Source organism: Hydrogenovibrio marinus (assembly GCF_013340845.1).
GTDB classification, from domain to species: domain Bacteria; phylum Pseudomonadota; class Gammaproteobacteria; order Thiomicrospirales; family Thiomicrospiraceae; genus Hydrogenovibrio; species Hydrogenovibrio marinus.
Window position 1 is genome coordinate 1,302,028 of record NZ_AP020335.1, and the last position, 21,376, is coordinate 1,323,403.

The following is a 21,376-nucleotide window of genomic DNA, read 5'->3' on the forward strand; positions in this document are numbered from 1 at the left end:
TTTAAATGAGGGCTTCATTTTTGTCGCCAGCTGTAACCTCGGCCATATTCGTTGTGAATAAGATTAAAGTCATTATCAACTTTCTTAAATGCATTTCTAATACGGCAGATGTGGGTATTAATAGTATTTCGTTCAACAACACCCTGTGTCGATTCCTGAAGCTTGTCATAAGTGACAACACCTTTTTCGCCCGTTAAAGCAAACTGCTTCAACATTTCAAACTCAGTGGCAGTCAGGTCTAACACCTGGCTGTGCCAGTAGGCTTTGAATTCATTGTTTGCCAACACTAAACCATCAATTAATGACTTGTCGCCATCATCGCTAGATTGGATTGAGCCGGTGATGCGCAAAAGGTTTTTAACTTTTGCCGTTAATACACCAAGGCTGATCGGTTTTGGCAAATAGTCGATAGCACCTAGAGCATGGCCTGTGTAAATGTCGAACTCCGATTGACGTTCAGAAAGGAAAATCACGGGTATTGCAATTTCAAATGATAAAAGGTGCTTAGCAAGCTCAAAACCACCATCAATTTCATTCCCCAAAATAATATCGGAAATAACCAAATCAGGTAGGCCCTCTTCAAAGCTAGCTTCAGCAGAAGCTCTGTCGCTAAAGGTTTTGATTTTGAAACCTTGTTCTGAAAGTGCCGTACCTAGGTTTTCCAATTGTAATGGGTCGTCTTCAACAATTGTGATGGTGTAATCATTGTTTAGCATTGCCATGAACTCTTCCTGTTGTAATTGGTTTTATAAGATTTTACAACTTAACTGATGTACTGGAAGTCCAAAACCTGCATATTCATAATTAATCCAGCATCTTGAATAGGCAGTACGATGGCATCTTCGCCTGAATGGTTATGATGCGAATGCCACCAGCCAGGAGGCGTAACAAATACAGCGCCCGGTTCCCACATTGCTTTGATTGGATCAACCAAGTTGCCGTTTTCGTCAATTTCTTTACTGATTAAAGTGTAGGTATCTGAGCCGGCAGCAACACAGTAGTCGATCGCGACAGAGTTGTGTCTATGAGGCTTCTGGACGACACCAGCAGGCAAAGCATTATATAAAGACCATAGTGTATGGGTAAGCGTCATGGTTTTTGGGAAGTTAGGATTCGCCAAAAGAATGCCTGTTCTATTTCTGCCCTCACCTTCACTTCGTACTTTGGCAAGTTCATTATCCAAACGCTCTTTAGTGTAAAGAACAGGGCTGAAGCGTTGCTGAGTAGGCTGTACCCCCAAATATTTCAATAGCGGGGCATCATTTACCCAATATATAGCAGTGTCTTCCGAAGCAGTGTGTAAAGCACCTTCAACAGAAGGTAGTGTGAAAAGGTCGCCCGTCTTCCACTCGATAGTTCCCTCTGACATCTGTGTTTTACCTTGTCCGTTAATGACATAGAACATTTGAGAGGTTACTTTCGCTGAAGTTTTGATAGACTCGCCCTTGCAAATGCGAACAAAGTTCGCCAATAGATTTGGGGATGTTGCTGGGTAGTCAATTTCAAGTGATTTGGACAAATCAAAAGGAATGATTCGTGTTGGTCCGGATTGATGTAAAGATGCCGCAAAGCTTGCTACATCAATTTTAGGCATTGGCGGGTTTACAGCAGACATGTACTCTTTAAAGTCAGCCTGTGTTTGCCATTGCTGTTGAGAAACTTCTTGACGTAATTCAACGGATTGATTTGGAATCATTGTTAATACTCTTGTTTAATTTTTTATAAAACTATTTGAATCTGTTTAGTTTTTTGCTATCACTAGAAGAGGGGATACCCATAGATTCGCGATATTTAGCGATGGTGCGTCTAGCCACGTTGATTTCTTTTTCTTCAAGAAGTGACATTAGCTTGTTATCGCTCAAAGGTTTGTTTGGATCTTCAGCTTCAATCAGTTGTTTGATATGCGATTTAATTGCAATAGCTGATTGGTCTTCACTGCCGTACTGAGAAACCCCTGTTGAGAAGAAATACTTCAACTCGAATGTACCTCTAGGCGTTTGCATGTATTTTTGGTTAGTTGCCCGCGAAATGGTTGACTCATGTAGTTCAAGCGACTCTGCAACATCTCGCAGCACCATTGGTTGCATGGCTTGCTCACCTTCATCAAAGAATCTAGCCTGCTTTTCGATAATATATTTACCAACTCGCAGCAGTGTTTCACCGCGGCTTTGAATGCTTTTGATAAGACCTTTTGCCTCAACCAGCTGTTCTTTTATTTTCTTGGATTCATCTGATTGCCCTGACAACTCCGACGCCATGTTCAAGTAAGCTGAATTAATGGTTAGGCGAGGGAAGGCATCCTGGTTTAATTCAATCAGGAAACCATTTTTGGTACGAGAAAGGATTAAATCCGGCGTAATCATTTCACCTTGAGAGGGAGAGTACTCACGCCCTGGTCTTGGGTTAAGTGATTGAATAACCTGAATAACTTGATGCAACTCATCATCATCCAAGAAATAAATCTTCTTAAGGCGTTTGTAGTCTCTAACCGTCAAAAGCTCGAAGTTTTCTTGAATCATTTTTGTCGCAGTTACAACAAAAGGGTTTTGTTGAAGAGATTTCAGTTGAATCACCAAGCTCTCCGGCAAATCTCGTGCCGCGACGCCAGTGGGTTCAAAGTCCTGAATAATCGCCAATACTTCTTCAACGTCGGCAAGATCAACATCCAAGTCAGGCTCTTTATCTAGGATGTCTTGCAGGATTTCTTCCAAAGAAACGGCCAAAAAACCTTCGTCGCTGACTTCATCAATAATGAAAGAGGAAACAAGTTCCTGTTCACCTTGCCAAGGATAAATATCTGATTGCCAGTACAGTTTATCTTTTAAGGTAAGTTCAGCGGAGGTGTAGGTGTCTGGTGAATTGTAATCATCTAAAGACTGAGTTTTGGAAATCTGAGAGGTGCCGTAATCGCTGTAAACTTCTTCCCACTCACAGTCTATTTCCATATTGTCAGAAATGGCATCTGCTTGTTCAATGTCAATTTCTGATTCAGACGCATCAGGCTGATCTTCAGATGAGGACTCAATCTCGGGAGAAATATCATCCATATCATCTTGAATGTCATCCACCTCAAGCATGAAGTTACTTTCAAGTGTAGTAGCGATGGTTTGCTGGACTTCAAGTGCAGAGTATTGCAATATTTTGATAGACTGCTGCAGCTGTGGGGTAAGCTTAAGCTGTTGACCAATATTGATTTGTAATCCAGGCATTAATGCCATTGCACGTTTCTCCTTGAAACCCGAAATTCGCTTTTAAAACTGATTTAACACTATAATAATCGAAAATCCTAAAAATCGGTATGTTTCTTGTTAGAGTTTTTTACATGTATATTACAAAAAAAGACGCTAGAATAAGGACGTAAACGCAAATTAGACATTATCAAATGGCATAGATGGAGGGTATTGTGTCAATTAAAGAAGAAGCAATCAAACTTGTAGAGCAGCTTCCTGAAGAAGCCAGTTGGAATGACCTTGTAAAAAGCCTGATTCGTGACCGAAAAGTCACTCTAGGATTGACGGATATCGAAGTGGTTCAGGATCAACTGACAGAAGAGGAATTGTCCGCTGTCATCGCAAGGCTTGAATCGGCAAGTTCTGCTCAAGACGACATGAGAAACACTCGTAAATATAATCCAGATGACGCCCTGACGATTAGCTGGGTATTGGTTTCTTTAGCGCCATTGTTGTTTATTTCTATTCTTATTGCGCCTGCGGCATATCTATTATCTGCACTCGGTATCGTTTTTGGTGCTAAAGCTTGTATGTCAAAAGTTAATGGTGCATGGCTGCCAACAGTGGTTGGTGTGATCGAGCTAATTTTGTTTGTGGCATTGCCAGCTGCAGTTGGCTAATTTGCACAAACCCAACCTGGTAGAGATTTTGAAGCTAAGTTGAGAGAATTAGGAAAGCGGCTTATATGGCCGCTTTTTTATTATTTGAATTTTGGCTAACTTCGCATAATGTATATTATGTTAAATTCAATATTTTGTATTTAAAACTCGATATCTCACAAAAGAAACTGGTTAGCTCCCTTCGTAATTATAGATTTGTTATTTTAATCACCTGCAGAAATAGCGTTTTTGTGGAAATAGTTTCTCAATGCATTTTCAAAGTGCAATTGATAATCAAGTGAGATGTGACCTTTTTGAAATGGTTCGTCTGGCTTGAGGTTTCTGAAGTAATGCATTTTTTCAGTTTCCGTTTTGCCTTTTGGGATTTTGGCCAAGGGCTTTGGCCATTGCGCCATACTGTGGCAACCAAGACATGAGAATCCATAGAAGTCGAGCGGCCCATTCAAGCGACCTCCATAACCCAGTCTGCGGCGCGCATAATCAGGAATGCTATTCATAACAACCGTTTCTTTCAATTTAGTACCATTCTTTACCATGCTCGGCGTTATCGTTGGGTCATTTCCCCATTGGACGCCAAGTGGTACCATTTTGTCCCAAGCACCGTTTTTACCTGCTTGAGCATCTTTATCATAAACAAAGGCACCCATAACCCAGCTAGTTGTATCATCTGCACGTTTATCCCGAATGGAAAAGTCGATTTGAACCAGTCTAACCGGCAATATTTTTTTAGGGCTTTTTCGATTAATGGTTTCGTTTATGTTGGCAAGCACTGTTGGTGCGCCTTGCATGAAAGGTAATTGTTTATCCGAGCCTGTTATGAAGACGAATTTGGCAATAAAGCTGCCCTCAGGGAACTCTGTTTTTGTCAGGTCTGGCGCCCCTTGTTTTAAATTTACCTTGTCACCATGACACCAGATTTGTCCAATTTGGTAGGCTGAATAATTATTATAAAAGCTTAGCTCCCATTTTTGCTGGGGTTCGGTTTGCGTTGGCGAAAGCTCAAATGGCTTGGCATCCGCATTTCTGTTGAGCCCTCTCACCCCTTCTCTGGCACGTCTTCCCATAGTGACCCATGGCATATGGTACCAGTGATGCACCCTATTTTGTCCTGGGCGCCAATCAGCTTGTTGCATACCAGCAAAAATATAGGCTTTGATTTTCTCTAGGTAATCGACAGGATCTTTTTTGAAGTTCCAGTTTTCCCATGGTCGTGGAGTCGTGGGAAAAGCCTTTGGATAGTGATCGTTTAGCTTGAATAGTTGTCCATGGTACTTTCCGGTGACTTTGTCTTGATAATCAGGGAAGCCGCAATTACCTTCCGCAGCAAAGCTACTGCCAGAGTAGATTAAGGAAAGAACAATAGCAGAAAGCCTAAGAGTAGTAGCTGCTCGGCGATTTACACAATACTTATCAATCATTCTTACCAAAAACCTTAACCCATATTTCCTAATAATGCGGCAACGTTTTCTGGTGGGCGCCCTATTGCATATCGACCATTTATTTTCACAATTGGGCGCTCAATCAATTTAGGGGTTTGTTCTAGAATCGCCAACCACTCTTCACGGGTTTTATTATCGTTAATCGATAGTCCCAACTCTTTAAATAGTTCTTCTTTTGTTCTAATGAGTTGCTGCGGCTCGATTCCTAGTCCCGTGCAAATTTCATCAAGCGTAGCGACATCAAGTGGTGTCTTTTGATAGTCGATAACTTCAACGTCTGATGTAACTGAACTATCTTCCAGGAGTTGTAAAGTTTGTCTACTCTTTGAGCATCGGGGGTTGTGATAAATTATTGCCTTCATTTGTCTAGTCTTCGCTATCGTCATCCACTTTGTCGAGTCGCTTATTCAGCGCAGATTCCACGGCTTCAATACGTGACTGACACAAGGTGTAAGCACGAGTGGCTTCATCAACCATTGGCACCAACTCATCTATATCAATATTGTCTGATTGAGAGAGCTTTTGTGCAATTTCCTGCAATTTCTCATAGTTTTTTTGGTAACTGTTTTCTGTACTCTGAGCCATCGTTTAAAACTCCGTTTTGTTCAATTCTGAATATCTATTCTTTAATGACGCTTACATCAATAGAACCATCTGAAAACTGTATTTCCAGAGTATCCTGTTGTGCAGCCAGTTCTTTTGTCGTGATTGGTTTTTGGGTGTCCTTTGCCTTAATCATTGCAAACCCTCTGTTTAATTGGGTTTTGGGTCCAGAACTCAAAATAAAGCCAATCAATTGTTGTGCATTTTGCTTGGCAGATTCCAGCAACTTTGCAGGTCGCAATAACAAAATGTCACGGTAGTGAGATAGGTTTTGTTTTTGTAGCTGCACTTGGTTGGTTGCCTGATGGAAAATGGTATCAAAGCACTGCTCCAATAGATGCTGCTGCTGATTTAGCTTACGAATACTTTGCTGCTGAATATGAATCATCAACGGCGTTAGGTTTTGTTTATGCAGGTGTAAGGACTGTAAGCTCTTGGTTTGGATGCGAGACTCCATTTCCTGTAGCTGTTGCTTTTGTCTTTGTACGTACAACAAACTGGCCTTTTCAATAAAAAGCCAATTTTGTTTTGCTGTTTGCGCAGATGTGACAATAGCACGCTGTACTGCACCAATTACTTTACTCGGCGTGTCAAACCTGACTGCGCACACCTCATCTAAAAGCGTATTATCCCTTTCATGCCCTATACCTGTTAATACTGGGAGCTGCATGTTTGCGATGGCTTTTGCCAATGCATAATTATTGAGCGGTTGTAAATCAAGCTTCGCACCGCCGCCGCGGATAATAATCAGCGCATCAAAGTGGTTGGATTGATGTAGCGCCAGAAATGCTTCAAATGCCAAAAGCATTTCTTTTTCTACGTTTTCACCTTGAAACGCCGAATAGAAATATTTGAATTCACATAACTTATGCTTAACCAATAGATCTGCATCGGCGCGAAAATCTCCAAGTCCTGCTGCAGAAGGCGGTGCGATAACCGCAACACGGTAAAAGTCTTTCGGCATGGAAAAGGCTTTGTTTTTATCGTAAAGCTTTTCGCTAATTAATTGCTTTCGGACTGCCTGTAGAGCAGCTTCCAACTCACCTAAAGTGAAACTTGGGTCAATGTCCTGAATCACTAATGAAAAACCAAATTTCTCGTGAAATGTCGGCTCTACCATCAACAATACTTTTTGACCTGGAGCCAAATCAGAGCCGGTTTCATCCGCAAACTTTCTTAAAAGCCTTTCTGCTTGGCTTTGCCAAATCATCGCGCGACAACTGGCCAGTTGAGCGCCCTCTTCGGTAGTTTCGGTCAACTCGAAATACCAGTGCCCTCTTCGCTCATTCATATTGGCGACTTCTGCTGTCACCCATACCGCACCAGTAAATTGTTTACGAATCGCCAATTGAACCTGAGACATTAACTGACTCAGTGGAATGCCCTTTTCTTTTTCATTTGAAGACGTCGCTTCATTACTACCAGGAAGGACTATTTGCTGAGTTGATTCATGCGCGGCATCTTGAGGTAGCCAACGTTCAAATGGCGCAAGGTCAGATGACAAGTCATCAGGAACATACCATTTCTTTTCAACGGGGTTCCAGCGCGCGCCAACAGACTTGGCAATATCTTTTTCGGCAAATGGCACTTCAAGCAGAATCATGACGCTTGTTCCATCCGGTAAATTTCATCATTGACCTTCTGCAATGCAGTTTGCAGTACTTCAATTCCTGCACCCGGTTTAAATGCATTTTCAGAAAGGTAACGTCGCCAAATCCTTCCCCCAGGCATACCATGAAATAGCCCAAGAATATGACGGGAAACCTGATGCAGTTTACCGTCATTTGCCAAGTGCTTTTCTATGTAGGGATAAAGGGCCTCCAGAACTTCCTGACGAGTCGGCACCTGAGTGTTGTCTTGATAGTAAAGGGGGTCAACACTCGTCAATAAGTAAGGGTTTTCGTAGATGGCTCGACCTAGCATTACCCCATCAACAGCTGGAAGTGATTGCTCTGTCGTTAAGAAATCCTGTCCCGCTTCCGGGGTTGCAATGCCGCCATTAACGGCAATGGAGAATGTCGGAAATGTTTGTTTGATTTGACGAACCCAGTCGTATTTCAAAGGAGGAACATCTCTGTTCTCTTTTGGAGACAAGCCTTGTAGCCAGGCATTTCTTGCATGCAAAATAACACCGTCGCCACCGGCATCAATAATGCCACCAACGAAATCGACTAATTTGCCAAAATCCTCATTATCATCTAGTCCGATTCTCGACTTCACGGTAACCGGAATTGAAATCTTTTGCTTCATGGCATCAACGCCTTCTGCCACCAACTTGGGGTGGTCCATCAGGCAGGCACCAATCATATTATTCTGAACACGGTCAGAGGGGCAACCCACATTTAAGTTGATTTCATCATACCCCCACCCTTCGCCTAATTTTGCGCAATGCGCTAATTCAAGCGGATCAGAACCACCGAGCTGTAAAACCACAGGTTGATCTTGCTCATGCCCTAAAAAACGAGGAAGATTATTTCCATAAATAATCGCGCCCGTCGTCACCATTTCACTATATAGCCAAGCGTGCTTTGTAAGCTTTCTATGGAATGCCCGACAGTGACGGTCAGTCCAGTCCAGCATTGGCGCAACAGAAAAGCCTTGGGCGCTGTTTTGCTGAATGAGAGAGTGAGTTGTAGTGCTTTGAAACATACTATCTTGTGAGTTCATAAAGTTCATAATCTTGGCATTATCGCATTTTCTCAAGTTGATGAACATTGCCAATGGTTTTTTCACCACTATATCCAGATTTATCGAGCATAAATAGGTATAAATTCGGTAAACTACACGGTGACCTAATACCTAAGAAACAAAATAAGAAAAGATTTCAGAGGCGGAAAAACAATAAAAATGACTCCCCAAGAACTTTATCTACAAGTCTTTAAAAAAGAATTTGACCACCAAGAAGACGATGCTCTCAGCTTTAAAGCTTGTGAAATTGCGGTTGAAGCAGAAGAATTACCAAAAGTAGCCCGAGTAAGAAGCACTGATGTCGCTGTTGTTTTGGCTGGACTAAATCTCGATAGAGATACCTTAATTGCGACGCTCTTAAGTGACGGCAATTTAGACGAAGCCTATCCCATCGAAAAACTGAAATCTCTCTTCAGTCCTAACATTGTTCAGATGGTTTCAGAAATTCGTCGCTTGAACGCCATCAAAGAATTTAACGCGGCCTCTGCTACCAACGAAGTTCAAACCGAGCGCCTAAGGCAAATGCTATTAGCCATGACTTCAGACATTCGCATTATGATTGTCAAGTTAGCGTATCGCGTTGTGCGCCTGCGTAACCTAAAAAATGAACCTGATAACGTCAAGGAACAAATCGCCAACGAAACCCAGTTGATTTTTGCCCCCCTTGCCAATCGCTTAGGGATTGCCCAGCTCAAGTGGGAACTTGAGGATTTGTCCTTCCGCTACCTGAATCCTGAGCTGTATAAATCTATTGCTCAACAACTTGACTCAAAGCGTGCCGGACGAGAAGCCTTTATCAGTAACGTGATTGACACTTTGAAAGCAATGTTTCATGAAAAAAATATGGACTTCAAGATATCAGGTCGCCCGAAACACATTTATAGCATCTGGAAAAAGATGTCAAAAAAGAACCTTCCGATTGATGAACTTTATGATCTTCGAGCGGTTCGTATCTATGTGGATTCTATTGAGCAATGCTATGAAGTATTAGGGATGGTTCACAGCCGTTGGAACTACATTAAAGATGAGTTCGACGATTACATTGCAAGCCCAAAGGAAAACGGTTACCAGTCAATTCACACCGTTATTATCGGTGCAGAAAACAAAACCGTTGAGATTCAAATTCGTACCTATGAAATGCATCACCACGCGGAATATGGTGTAGCGGCACACTGGCGCTACAAAGAAGGCGGCAAGAAGCTGGATGCGCGTCTTGAACAAAGCATCAACCTTGTTCGACAAATGCTGGAGTACAACGATAACCCGGATTTGTTGAATGAAATCAGTACAGAACTTTTGTCTGAGCATATCTATGCAATGACGCCAACGGATGAAATCATTACGCTAAGTAAAGGCTCTACACCGCTGGACTTTGCCTATTATATCCATACCGAGCTTGGGCACCGTTGTCGTGGCGCAAAAGTTAACGGCAGAATCGTTCCACTTACCTATCAGCTGAAAACGGGTGATAAGGTTGAGGTGCTTACCGTTAAGTCTGGTGAACCGAGCCGCAACTGGCTAAATCCTAACTTAAATTATTTGGGAAGCAGCCGTGCACGTGCCAAAGTACGCCATTGGTTCAATCATCAAAACAAAGAAGCCAACCGAGATGCCGGTGAAGCAATCTTCAATAAAGAATTGCGCCGTTTGCATGCTCAAGATTTTCATGTCGATCAATTGGTTCAGCAGTTCAAGTCCGAATCCGTATCAGACTTCTTTGAAGCGCTAGGTCGAGGTCAAATCAATGACCGACAACTGAACAGTGCAATTCAAAAACAACTGAAACCGCAACAAAGACACATTACATCTCAAGATCCGGCTAAAACCAAGGTTACTGATTCAATTCATTTGACCGACAACCGTCATGAGCCAGCAAGAGCTTATGTTATCGGCTCACCTCAACTAAAAACACTGTTGGCTCCTTGTTGTCACCCGACCGAGCATGACGAGATTATCGGTTATGTCACACGAGGTAGAGGGATTACCGTCCACAAAAAAGATTGTAATAATATTCTTAACCTGAGTTACGAAGAGCAAAAGCGCTTGATTGCCGTGTCTTGGACGCGACATCAAGAAGAGCTGGTTGAGACTTACGAGGCCGAGCTGAGCGTGCTTTGCTTTGACCGAAAAGGTCTACTGCGAGATATCATGACTTTGTTGACATCAATGGACATTAATATTTTACGCTCTGATACGTCATCCGATAAATCCGATGGTACGGTAACAATGCAGTTTGTCTTAGAACTGGATTCACATATTAGCGTGGGGAATCTACTTGACCAGCTGGAGCAGATTGATAACGTAGAAACCGCTTCAATTAACTTAAACTAAAATCTACCAGGTTGGGGTATTTGTTTTAAATATCAACAACTTGTTTTGTTTTATAAAAGTCGAAATTTATAGAGTTTTAAAAACATCTTCACTCAGATAAGTGAATGTATTTTCTAAGCCATAGATGTTTGAAATGGGGAGATTCTCCCCTTTTAGCCATTGTTGAATGGCCTGATGTTTTGAAGCACCCGTCACAATCTTAATCACGGTTTTACTGTTGCAAAGCGTTTCGAAAGACAAGCTCAAACGCTCACTTGGCGGTTTAGGGGATTGATGTTCCAGCACAGTATATTGATCTTCGATATAAAAATGCCCGGGGAACAAACTGGCGGTATGTCCGTCCTCGCCCATTCCTAGTAAACACAAATCAAAGCATCCAACAGAATCAATCACAGCATGAACAATGTCATTATAAGCTTTGGAGGCTGTCTCTAAACCTAGCTCCATTGGCATGAAATGAATTTGGTCATTTGGGATTTGGCCCTGCTTACCCAACCAATACTGAGTTAAGGCGACACTATTCCTTTCCGCATGAGTTTCAGGATAACAGCGCTCATCACCCATATAAATATGCCAACGTGCCCAATCTGAATCTGCCTTTGAAAGCAGTTCATAACAACGATTGGGAGTCGAGCCCCCTGCTGTAATAAAATGAAAACTTCCCTTTTGTGAAATAGATTGTTCCGCAATCAGAAGAATTTGCTCAGTAACTTTTTGGGCAACGTCTTCAGCGGTTTGTAGCGCGATCCAATTATTTGGTAAGGATGTGTTCATTTGGCTATCTTTACGGATTAGTGGCGCACTCTGGGTTGATATGACGACGCCAACCTTGATCTGGATGATCAAAGAGTTTTTCAGCGCCTTGTGGCCCCCAACTTCCCGATGGGTAGGTATCAATATAGCTGGTATCGGATGCCCAAACTTCCAATACAGGATCTACAACTTTCCAAGCCGCTTTGACTTCATCGTAGCGCAGGAATAGTGAGCGGTCGCCTTTAATTACATCCAGCAAGAGTTCTTCATAAGCATCTATAGAGTCCTCGCCTTCCAATCTCATGGCGGCATCCAAACTAATCTGCTGGGTTGAAATCTCCAAACCAGGTTCTTTAGCAGTCATTTCGACTTTGATAGATTCGCGAGGTTGTATCCCAAAAATGATCCAGTTAGGATCCATTTTTTTAACCTGAGAATCGCGGAAAAACTGCTTGGGAGGGTGTTTAAAACAAATGGAAACCAATGTTTTCGACGCAGCCATATTTTTACCCGTTTGAATGTAAAACGGCACACCTGCCCAACGCCAATTATCGATATAAAGCTTAAGGGCAGCATAGGTTTCTGTGACGCTATCTTCTGCAACGCCTGGCTCTTCAAGATAGCTTGGAACCTGCTCCCCTTTCACTTCTCCAGCTGCATACTGCGCGCGATAAGCTTGAGATTTAACATTGTTCTTGGAAATGGAGCGAATTGACTTAAGCAGCTTGACCTTTTCATCACGTAAATCTTCAGCATCCATGGATGCCGGAGGTTCCATCGCCACAAGTGCCAGAAGTTGTAATAAATGACTTTGAATCATGTCTCGCATAGCACCACTGGTGTCGTAATAACCAGCTCGGCTTCCAATTGGACGATCTTCTGCATGCGTGATTTGAATATGGTCAATATAATTTCGGTTCCAGAGCGGCTCCATCAACAAGTTGGCGAAGCGGAAAACCATCACGTTCTGCACCATTCCTTTTCCTAAGTAATGATCAATCCGATAGGTTTGTGATTCACTGATGTGTTTGTTTAGTTCTAGTTGAAGCGCTTTTGCACTGGCAGTATCATAACCAAATGGCTTTTCAAGTACCACTCTTCTCCAGCCCATGCTTTCATCAAGCAAGCCTGTTTTGTTTAGGTTTCTAACAACCTTGGCAAAGTGGTCAGGTCCCAAAGAAAGATAAAACGCCATGTTCGATGGCATATTTTCAGCATTCAACAAGTTTTCTAACTCGTGATAAGAACTGATTTCATCGGCATCCATGGCAAAATATTGCATGCGTTTTGCAAAACGTGCGAAAACATCATCTTTTAGTCCGCCACGCGCCTTTGGTGAAACGGATTTTTTAATGATCTCCAACCATTCTTCTTGCGTATAGTTTTTACGTCCTAGGGTGATAAGACGCATGCCGTCACTTAAACGGTTCATTTCATCCAAGTGATAGAAGGCAGGCATCAGCTTGGTTAAAGATAGATTTCCCGTCGCACCAAAAACAACAAATGAACAATCTTGTGGCATTCATTACACCTCGTAAGTTGTGGAGCTGACATTTCCGCCGGATTGAATCCAGTCGGTATGGAAAAATTCGCCGCGAGGTTTATCGACACGCTCATAAGTATGGGCGCCAAAATAATCACGCTGAGCCTGTAATAGGTTGGCTGGGAGTGTCGCACTGCGATAACCGTCAAAGAAAGCAAGTGCAGAGCTTAGTGCAGGCGTAGGTATCTGACTTTGAATACCAAAAATAATTGCTTTACGCCAGTTGGACTCTGCCCCTTTAATGGCCGACTCAAAGAAATTCGCATGCAGAAGGTTCTGTAAATCTGGCTGCTTGTCATAGGCCGCCTTAATTTCACCCAGGAAGGTGCTGCGGATAATGCAACCGCCGCGCCACATCAAAGCGATTCCGCCATAGTTCAATTCCCAACCAAACTCCTTGGCGGCTTCGGACATCAACATATAGCCCTGTGTGTAAGAAATGATTTTAGAGGCATACAGTGCATCATGAATAGCGGTCAATGTCTCTTGTTTGTCAACGGATAACGCGACTTGTTGTTTCGGGAAAATGCCCGCTGCTTTTTGTCTTTCGGTTTTTAGTGACGACAAGCAACGGCTATAGACTGACTCGGTAATCAAGGTTAGAGGAATCCCCAAATCCAATGAACTGATTCCCGTCCATTTTCCGGTTCCCTTTTGTCCTGCGGCATCAAGAATCTTATCGACTAGCGGTTCACCATCCTCATCTTTAAACGAAAGGATATTTGCCGTAATCTCAATCAAATAAGAATCCAGAACCCCTTTATTCCACTCTGCAAAAATCTGTTGGCACTCATCCGCACTTAGCCCAAGCCCCTCTCTCATAAGTTGGTAGGCTTCGGTAATCAACTGCATATCACCGTATTCAATACCGTTGTGAACCATTTTGACATAATGTCCAGCGCCACCTTGCCCAACCCAATCACAGCAGGCTTCATCGTGACTCTTCGCTGCAATATCCTGAAAAATAGGTTTAACGGATGACCATGCCTTCGGGTTTCCACCAGGCATAATGGAGGGTCCAAATCTAGCGCCTTCTTCACCACCGGAGACGCCTGTTCCAATAAACAGAATGCCTTTTTCTTCTAAGTATTTGGTACGACGGTCGGAGTCGGTATATAGCGAATTTCCACCATCAATAATGATGTCACCTTTTTCTAGGAGGGGCAATAGCAATTCAATAAAGTGATCAACCACTTCACCAGCCTTAACCATCAGCATGACTTTTCTAGGAGCGCTAAGGCTATCAACAAACTCTTCCAGAGAGTAAGCACCTACAATCGGACGATCTTCAACACGCTGTTGCAAAAAGGTTTCTGTCTTATCGGCAGATCGGTTGTAAACCGTTACGCGATAACCGTGATCCGCCATATTTAGAACAAGGTTCTGCCCCATGACTGCTAAACCAATTAGACCGATATCCGATTTTGACATAGAGCAACTCCTACCTAGACGCATTTACTCACTAAACAACGTTGAGATGAAGCTTTAGCTTAGCGATGAAATACATTATCAATATGAAATAAATTTTAAGAAAAGCGAATTTGTGCTGATAGACACCTAGACACGACGATGTGCTTGAATTTCAGTTTAACAGGAAAAATAAAATCGAGAAAGCGGAAAAACGAGAAATAAAAAAGCCCGACATAACTCACATTATGTCGGGCTTTTAGTGTGTGGCGTCCCGTAGGGGAGTCGAACCCCTGTTACAGCCGTGAAAGGGCCGTGTCCTAGGCCTCTAGACGAACGGGACAGATTTGAGCGTCCGCTCGGTGCTTGTATTTCAACAAGCGATAAGCTGAAAGGTTTTATGTACGGGCCTAGTCGTACCCTATTCAACTTACCTAAAAATGGAGCGGGAAACGAGGATCGAACTCGCGACCCCAACCTTGGCAAGGTTGTGCTCTACCGCTGAGCTATTCCCGCATAATGGCGTCCCGTAGGGGAGTCGAACCCCTGTTACAGCCGTGAAAGGGCCGTGTCCTAGGCCTCTAGACGAACGGGACACTTTTGAAAGTGCATATCTAAAATATGACGCGACTATGGCCTAGTATAATCGTGTTTATCAGTTCAAATTTGGTGGAGCTAAGCGGGATCGAACCGCTGACCTCAACACTGCCAGTGTTGCGCTCTCCCAGCTGAGCTATAGCCCCAAATTTCCACTCTAGTTAAGATTGTGAAATCTTAGTCAGGAGCCATGTAACTGATAGGCGCGTATTATAAAGATATGCCGCCTTGGGTCAAGGCATTTTTTCATAAATCTGTAAATATTTTTCGTTCCACTGAGTGTGCTAACGTCGGCCCAAAAACAAACGGGCGAACTTCATTACAAAGCCGCCCGTTGTATTTCTTTTTTTATCAATATATTAAGCGTCTTTCATGCGCTGTTGAATATATTCGATTGCAAGGCTAATACGATCCACACAACGTTGTTGCCCGATCAACTCGGCCGTAGCATCAATTGATGGTGACTGCCCGCCTCCAGTAATCGCAACACGTAAAGGCATCCCTACTTTCCCCATTCCTACATCAAGTTCTGTAGCCGTGGTTTCAATTGCATGGTGAATGGCTTCTTTGCTCCAGTCAGACAACGCAGCAAACTTTTCCTGAACGTTTCTTAGTGGCTCTTCCGCAACCCCTCTTAGGTGCTTTTTGGCAGCATCGTCATCAAAAGTTTCATAGTCCTGATAGAAATACACAGCACCATTAGCCATTTCAACAAGGGTTTTGGCTCTTTCTCGCAACAAATCCGCCACTTTTGAAATATCTGGACCTTGTGCTATGTTCAAGCCTTTCGCTTCCATAAACGGTGTTAGGTTTTTAACCAGGTTATCTATTCCAGTATTTTGGATGTGTTGCTGGTTAATCCATAGTAGTTTTTCTACATTGAACGTAGAGGGTGCTGAATTAACCTTTTCCAAATCAAAATACTCAACCATCTCATCGATAGTGAAAACTTCCTGATCTTTGTAAGACCAACCAAGGCGCACCAAGTAATTCAACAAGGCTTCAGGTAGGAACCCTTCTTCCTTATATTGCAATACAGAAACAGCACCATGACGCTTGGACAAGCGACTTCCATCAGGTCCCAATACCATTGGAATGTGGGCAAATCTTGGTAAGGATGCGCCCAGTGCATGGTAAAGGTTGATTTGTCTTGGCGTATTATTCAAATGATCATCACCACGAATGACGTGCGTGACATTCATATCCCAGTCATCCACAACAACTGTTAGATTGTAAGTAGGCGTGCCGTCCGAGCGTGCAATAATCAAATCATCCAGTTCTTTATTAGAAACAGTCACCTTTCCTTTTACAATGTCATCAATAACGACATCACCATCCAAAGGGTTCTTGAAACGGATAACTGGCTTAACACCTTCAGGAGGTGTTCCTTTAAAGTCACGATAGCGTCCATCATAACGTGGCTTTTCGCCACGCTCGCGTTGTTGCTCACGCATCGCATCCAACTCTTCAGGCGTTGCATAACAGTAATAAGCCAAATCATTATCAAGAAGTTGTTGAATAACAACTTTATAGCGGTCAAACCTTTGCGTTTGGTAATAAGGACCTTCTGAATGTGACAAGCCAAGCCACTCCATCCCTTCCATAATGACATCGACAGATTCCTGAGTTGAGCGCTCCAAGTCAGTATCTTCAATTCGTAAAATAAAATCGCCGCCCTTTTGCTTGGCATACAACCAAGAATAAAGTGCCGTTCTAACACCGCCGATATGTAAATAACCTGTTGGACTGGGCGCAAAGCGAGTTTTTACCACGAAGTTCTCCTAGAAAAAGTGAATCAAAAATGGCATCTATTATAAAACATCTTAGGGCAGCAATGATGAGACATCGTGACAGTTATTGCTCTTCAACGATACTTCTTGTCAGAAGGGTACGTGTCATGTGGTACAGCAAAATGCTCGATAACGTGATATTCGTCACCATGACAATAAATGCCAGACTTAGAATCACAGGGTTTCCTGTTAGGTCGTAAATAAACTGTAGTGAAACGTCATAGGATGCTAAGGGATAAATGAACGCCCACCCTATCATGGTCAAACGAATCTTCCTGAAAAAGCGCTGCATCAAGAACCACATTCCCAAAAAGAAGGTCGCAAAGCTGAACAAGGCCCAGGTTACCACACTCATTTCTGTCGCATGAGACAACAGTGCATAAGCGATCAGTCCCAGCGATGGTGGCGACAAAATGATAAACAGACTCGGTCTTAAAGTGTCTTGGATACTGACTTCAAAAATCAGGCGATAAAACAGGATAAAAATAAATGTAAACCACAAAAATAAGCTGACCGAGAAGTAGAACCATAAGAATTCATCATAGGATTTCGGTAAATAGAAATCCCCTACAATCACCACCATGAAATTACCGGACAACAGAATGAAAAAGGTTGGACGTATATCTTGAAGCTTCAGGTTTGTGTCATTCAGCCAACGCGTCAGAATCTCAATATTCAAAAAGGTATGAGCGATCACTATCAGTGCAAAAGCGATCAACCATAAGCCCTGCCCTTCATTGAAGTCTTCCAGAGAGAGCAGAAGCAAGAGCGCTGTGAGTGTGAGAATAGGAAAGTCTAGTAAGCTGATGGAGTTTTGCCACTGGGCTTTAATGAATTGTCGCCCTTCTGCTTTGAACAGGTTTGCAAACGAAAACACCGTCATTGCGGCAAGAATCAACCAAGCAAGATGCATTATCCACGCGCTAAAAGTGGTACCCGAAGCAATGATTCTTTCAAAATGATGCACTTCGATGCCCAAACCGATAAGCCCCATAGGCATCGAAAAATAACTGACCGGTAACTTAAAGAAGTCACGCTTTTCAAACATGGGGCTTTTTTCCATCGGTTTACGGGGTTCCTTTCGCTTTTCGGTGCATGGAATTAATATTCACTAGTTAAAAGTATGGTGAACTTACTGGAAATATTCAATCATTTCTTCACGCCCAAAATACTTACGCTAGGATTATGCGGGGCTGAAGGATAACAATTTTTCGGCAAGTCATTATAATAGCCGTAAATCCAATTTTTCTTTGCAACATCGCTTATCGTTTGGGGACACCATGACTGAACAACAAACTATTTCTACCGAAACGACACCTGACCGCATAATCTTCTTCCCGATTACACTTTTCGGAGCCATTATGGGCTATGCGGGTTTAACCATTGGCTTTCATAATGCACATACTATTTTAGGAATGTCGCAAACCGTTGCCTTGGCGCTAACGGCGATTACAACGTTGTTTTTTATTATGGTTGCATTAGCTTACGGTGTTAAGCTGTTGAAATACAAGGATGCCGTAACCAAAGAAATCAATCACCCGATAGCAGTCAACTTCTTTCCTACTGCCAGTATCAGCCTATTGCTTTTGTCGGTTCTTTATAAAGATATCGCGCCGACCCTTTCAGAAGGGATGTTTATCATTGGTGCCCTTGCCCAACTGGTACTGACCTTCTATGTTGTGCAATCCTGGATTTTGCATGAAAAATGGCAAATCAACCAAATGACGCCGGCTTGGTTTATCCCGGTTGTTGGTAACATTGTTGCGCCACTGCCGGCAATGCAATTCGGATTCCATGAAATCGCATGGTTTTATTTCAGCATCGGCTTGGTGTTCTGGTTGATTCTATTAGCCATTGTTATGTATCGATTGTTTTTCCATCCGCCAATGCTCAGGTTGATGGAACCGACCTTGTTTATTTTAATTGCACCGCCTGCAATGGGCTTTTTGTCCTACTTAGCGATTCAGCACGGCGATTCAATTGATAACTTTGGTCGAGTGCTTTATTACACCGCCCTATTCTTTGCGCTATTGTTGTTCACGCAAATTTGGCGTTTTATTAAGGTTCCATTTTCTTTATCTTGGTGGGCATACACCTTCCCGATCGCAACCATTGCCAATGCCAGCTTTATGATGTACGAAAAGCTACACATGAACGCATTTGGCTTTTTTGCCGCGTTCTTTTTATCAGTGCTTTCCGCCTTGGTTCTACATCTAACGCTAAAAACGTTTATCGCAATCAAGAACAAAAAGCTTTGCATACCGCCACCAGCAGAACCAAAGCAAGTGGAACCCTCTGAAACAGAACAAAACCAAGGTTAATATGACAATCCATTACACCATCAGTCTAGAAAAGGCACATGCTCATTTAATAGATGTACACCTTCGTATTGAGAACGTTAACCAGACAACGCTGAATCTAAGTTTGCCTAGCTGGATTCCTGGCAGTTATCTAATCCGAGATTTTGCCAAAAACCTCATTGGCATGACCGCAAAAGATAGCAATGGCAAAGCCTTGGAAATCCGGATACTCGACAAGTCTCATTGGCAGCTTTTGAGCACGGATGAAAACGTGCTTGGTAGCCTTGAAGTCAGTTATCAGGTCTATGCCTGGGATTTATCGGTACGTACCGCACACTTTGATCAAACGCATGCCTTCTTTAATGGGACGTCTGTGTTTCTGCGTGTTGATGATTTTGCCGACGCGCCGTACGAAATTTCTTTACCGAAAACTAACCTAAGCGAACAGCAAGGTTGGCGCGTAGCTTCCACTCTACCAAAGGTAAGTGTTGATCCATTTGGTTTTGGTGACTACCGTGCAGAAAACTACCGAGATTTAATTGAATATCCAGTTGAAGTGAGTGATTTTGTTGAGATTGCGTTTGTTGCCAATGGCGTTCCTCATCGTGTTGCTTTTACCGGAAAGTTTGAAAGACAAAAACTGAACAAAGATCAACTAATCAAAGACTTAACAGCTATTTGCGAAACAGAGTTGAGCTTATTTGGTGAGCCCTATCCGTTTGATGAATATCTATTTCAAGTCATGATCACTGATAACGGCTATGGAGGGTTGGAACACACCAACTCTACTGCACTACTGTGTTCTAGAAGTGATTTGCCTTATACAACGGATGCAAAACCTACGGATGGTTATATTCAATTCCTAGAGTTGTGCTCGCATGAGTATTTCCATAGTTGGAATGTAAAGAGAATTCAACCAGCCGTCTATCAAACATCGGACTTATCTGAACCTGTTTATACCAACCAACTATGGTGGTTTGAAGGCATTACTTCTTACTTCGATGGTCTATTTTTGAATATGGCAGGCTTGGTTGACTCTGACACTTACCTTAAGCGCCTGTCAAAAGAAATGACGCGTGTCTATCGCATGCCGGGGCGCTTCAAACAATCCGTAGCAGAGTCTAGCATAACAACTTGGACCAAATTCTATCAGCAGGATGAAAATGCTCCCAATGCCATTATCAGCTACTACACCAAAGGCAGTTTAATCGGCTTAGGTTTAGACCTGCTTATTCGTCAGCAAACGCAAAACCAAAAGACCCTTGTGGATGTTCTAAAGGCACTTTGGCAAAATCATGGCCTGCCCCGAAAAGGTCTGTGCGAAGGTGAAATAGAGCAGATTTGTGCGGAGGTTTCAGGTGTCGATCTGACAGATTTTTTCAAGCAACATCTGTTTGAGAAGGAAGATTTACCTTTTGAAAACCTATTCTCACCTTTTGGTGTTGATTTCACACTACGTCCGGCAACAGGATTGAAAGACACGGGTGGCACTACCGAGGAAACCAACTTCCCTGTACAGCTAGGCGCAAACCTACAAACAACAGAGCATCAAACCGTGCGAGTAACGCATGTATGGAATGACTTGGCGCTTCACAATGCAGGTATCGCAGCATCAGATGAAATCATTGCTTTGAATGGCTACAAAATGGTCTCTACAGATGCGGTGGAAAGCTTTTTGAAAGGTTGTGAGCTGGGTGACAAAGTTAGCTGCCATTATTTCAGGCGTGATGAACTTATGGAAACGGAAATACAATTCAACCATTTAGTATCGGATCGAGTCGTTTTGGAAAAAAACAATCAATATGGAGAGGCTTTGTCATGGCTGAAGAATTAGATGTGCGCGTTTCTGAACAGGAAGCCAAAATTCATCAATTGGAAATCCATCAAGCCTATCAAGATGAAACAGTTGATCAACTCAGTCACTTGGTTGCCAAGCAGCAACAAGACATCGTGGAGTTAAAACATCAATTGAAGGTGCTTTCGGACTTCTTAAAGAACATGAAATCCGAAATGGGGAGCCAAATCAAGCTGCCGAGCGAGGAAAGTCCCCCGCCTCACTATTAAATATTTTTTCG

At 42.8% G+C, this 21,376-nt stretch carries 18 protein-coding genes and 4 tRNA genes; 5 read left to right on the forward strand and 17 right to left on the reverse strand.

Annotated features, from left to right (window positions below):
* Window positions 1-14: 14 nt before the first annotated feature.
* The 3 genes from HVMH_RS06145 to HVMH_RS06155 are packed head-to-tail and all read right to left on the reverse strand — an operon-like array spanning window position 15 to window position 3,218.
* On the reverse strand, window positions 15-722 hold the full coding sequence (locus HVMH_RS06145; protein WP_232087734.1) for a response regulator transcription factor: 708 nt from the start codon (window positions 720-722) through the stop codon (window positions 15-17).
* 41 nt (window positions 723-763) lie between these two features.
* On the reverse strand, window positions 764-1,696 hold the full coding sequence (locus HVMH_RS06150; protein WP_029908964.1) for a cupin domain-containing protein: 933 nt from the start codon (window positions 1,694-1,696) through the stop codon (window positions 764-766).
* A gap of 31 nt (window positions 1,697-1,727) precedes the next feature.
* Entirely contained in the window at window positions 1,728-3,218 is a 1,491-nt protein-coding gene (locus HVMH_RS06155; protein ID WP_029908966.1) for an RNA polymerase factor sigma-54, read from the reverse strand.
* A 185-nt stretch (window positions 3,219-3,403) separates the two neighbouring features.
* On the opposite strand from HVMH_RS06155, the gene HVMH_RS06160 reads away from it, so the two are divergent.
* On the forward strand, window positions 3,404-3,850 hold the full coding sequence (locus tag HVMH_RS06160) for a hypothetical protein (protein ID WP_155837648.1): 447 nt from the start codon (window positions 3,404-3,406) through the stop codon (window positions 3,848-3,850).
* 203 nt (window positions 3,851-4,053) lie between these two features.
* On the opposite strand, the gene HVMH_RS06165 is transcribed toward HVMH_RS06160, so the two are convergent.
* From HVMH_RS06165 to dusA, 5 genes are read right to left on the reverse strand one after another with little or no spacing between them, the layout of a single operon-like run.
* The gene (locus HVMH_RS06165; protein ID WP_029908971.1) at window positions 4,054-5,268 is read right to left on the reverse strand and encodes a hypothetical protein; all 1,215 of its coding nucleotides are present in this window, start codon (window positions 5,266-5,268) and stop codon (window positions 4,054-4,056) included.
* Window positions 5,269-5,282: 14 nt separating this feature from the next.
* On the reverse strand, window positions 5,283-5,651 hold the full coding sequence (gene arsC, locus HVMH_RS06170; protein ID WP_029908974.1) for an arsenate reductase (glutaredoxin): 369 nt from the start codon (window positions 5,649-5,651) through the stop codon (window positions 5,283-5,285).
* A 4-nt stretch (window positions 5,652-5,655) separates the two neighbouring features.
* Window positions 5,656-5,874 carry an exodeoxyribonuclease VII small subunit gene (gene xseB, locus HVMH_RS06175; protein WP_029908976.1) on the reverse strand — a complete coding sequence of 73 codons (219 nt, stop codon included), beginning with the start codon at window positions 5,872-5,874 and terminating at the stop codon, window positions 5,656-5,658.
* Between the two features lie 34 nt (window positions 5,875-5,908).
* Window positions 5,909-7,495 (reverse strand): exodeoxyribonuclease VII large subunit, encoded by a 1,587-nt coding sequence (gene xseA, locus HVMH_RS06180; protein ID WP_029908978.1) that lies wholly within the window; start codon window positions 7,493-7,495, stop codon window positions 5,909-5,911.
* Window positions 7,492-8,559 (reverse strand): tRNA dihydrouridine(20/20a) synthase DusA, encoded by a 1,068-nt coding sequence (gene dusA, locus HVMH_RS06185; RefSeq protein ID WP_029908981.1) that lies wholly within the window; start codon window positions 8,557-8,559, stop codon window positions 7,492-7,494. Before dusA ends, xseA begins: the two co-directional genes overlap by 4 nt.
* A gap of 180 nt (window positions 8,560-8,739) precedes the next feature.
* Here dusA and HVMH_RS06190 point away from each other — a divergent pair, with 180 nt between their 5' ends.
* On the forward strand, window positions 8,740-10,911 hold the full coding sequence (locus HVMH_RS06190; protein WP_051622966.1) for a RelA/SpoT family protein: 2,172 nt from the start codon (window positions 8,740-8,742) through the stop codon (window positions 10,909-10,911).
* Window positions 10,912-10,977: 66 nt separating this feature from the next.
* Here HVMH_RS06190 and pgl read toward each other — a convergent pair whose 3' ends face one another.
* From pgl to HVMH_RS06235, 9 genes are all read right to left on the reverse strand, one after another.
* On the reverse strand, window positions 10,978-11,685 hold the full coding sequence (gene pgl / locus HVMH_RS06195; RefSeq protein WP_029908984.1) for a 6-phosphogluconolactonase: 708 nt from the start codon (window positions 11,683-11,685) through the stop codon (window positions 10,978-10,980).
* A 10-nt stretch (window positions 11,686-11,695) separates the two neighbouring features.
* Window positions 11,696-13,186, reverse strand: coding sequence for a glucose-6-phosphate dehydrogenase (zwf, locus tag HVMH_RS06200; protein ID WP_029908986.1), 1,491 nt, complete (start codon window positions 13,184-13,186; stop codon window positions 11,696-11,698).
* A 3-nt stretch (window positions 13,187-13,189) separates the two neighbouring features.
* Window positions 13,190-14,638: a decarboxylating NADP(+)-dependent phosphogluconate dehydrogenase gene (gene gnd / locus HVMH_RS06205; protein WP_029908989.1), complete on the reverse strand. Its 1,449-nt coding sequence runs from the start codon at window positions 14,636-14,638 to the stop codon at window positions 13,190-13,192.
* 243 nt (window positions 14,639-14,881) lie between these two features.
* Window positions 14,882-14,957: transfer RNA gene (locus HVMH_RS06210), tRNA-Glu, on the reverse strand.
* A 98-nt stretch (window positions 14,958-15,055) separates the two neighbouring features.
* Window positions 15,056-15,130, reverse strand: a tRNA-Gly gene (locus HVMH_RS06215).
* Between the two features lie 4 nt (window positions 15,131-15,134).
* Window positions 15,135-15,210: transfer RNA gene (locus HVMH_RS06220), tRNA-Glu, on the reverse strand.
* A 71-nt stretch (window positions 15,211-15,281) separates the two neighbouring features.
* A tRNA-Ala gene (locus HVMH_RS06225) sits at window positions 15,282-15,357 on the reverse strand.
* A gap of 213 nt (window positions 15,358-15,570) precedes the next feature.
* A complete protein-coding gene (gltX, locus tag HVMH_RS06230) occupies window positions 15,571-16,983 on the reverse strand; it encodes a glutamate--tRNA ligase (protein WP_029908991.1) in 1,413 nt (470 codons plus the stop codon).
* An 82-nt stretch (window positions 16,984-17,065) separates the two neighbouring features.
* Window positions 17,066-18,049 carry an SLAC1 family transporter gene (locus HVMH_RS06235; RefSeq protein WP_162174173.1) on the reverse strand — a complete coding sequence of 328 codons (984 nt, stop codon included), beginning with the start codon at window positions 18,047-18,049 and terminating at the stop codon, window positions 17,066-17,068.
* A gap of 232 nt (window positions 18,050-18,281) precedes the next feature.
* Here HVMH_RS06235 and HVMH_RS06240 point away from each other — a divergent pair, with 232 nt between their 5' ends.
* From HVMH_RS06240 to HVMH_RS06250, 3 genes are read left to right on the forward strand one after another with little or no spacing between them, the layout of a single operon-like run.
* Window positions 18,282-19,322 (forward strand): SLAC1 anion channel family protein, encoded by a 1,041-nt coding sequence (locus HVMH_RS06240; protein WP_051622967.1) that lies wholly within the window; start codon window positions 18,282-18,284, stop codon window positions 19,320-19,322.
* A gap of 1 nt (window position 19,323) precedes the next feature.
* On the forward strand, window positions 19,324-21,135 hold the full coding sequence (locus tag HVMH_RS06245) for a M61 family metallopeptidase (RefSeq protein ID WP_051622968.1): 1,812 nt from the start codon (window positions 19,324-19,326) through the stop codon (window positions 21,133-21,135).
* Window positions 21,120-21,365 (forward strand): SlyX family protein, encoded by a 246-nt coding sequence (locus HVMH_RS06250; protein WP_029908995.1) that lies wholly within the window; start codon window positions 21,120-21,122, stop codon window positions 21,363-21,365. Before HVMH_RS06245 ends, HVMH_RS06250 begins: the two co-directional genes overlap by 16 nt.
* The last annotated feature ends 11 nt before the right edge of the window (window positions 21,366-21,376 follow it).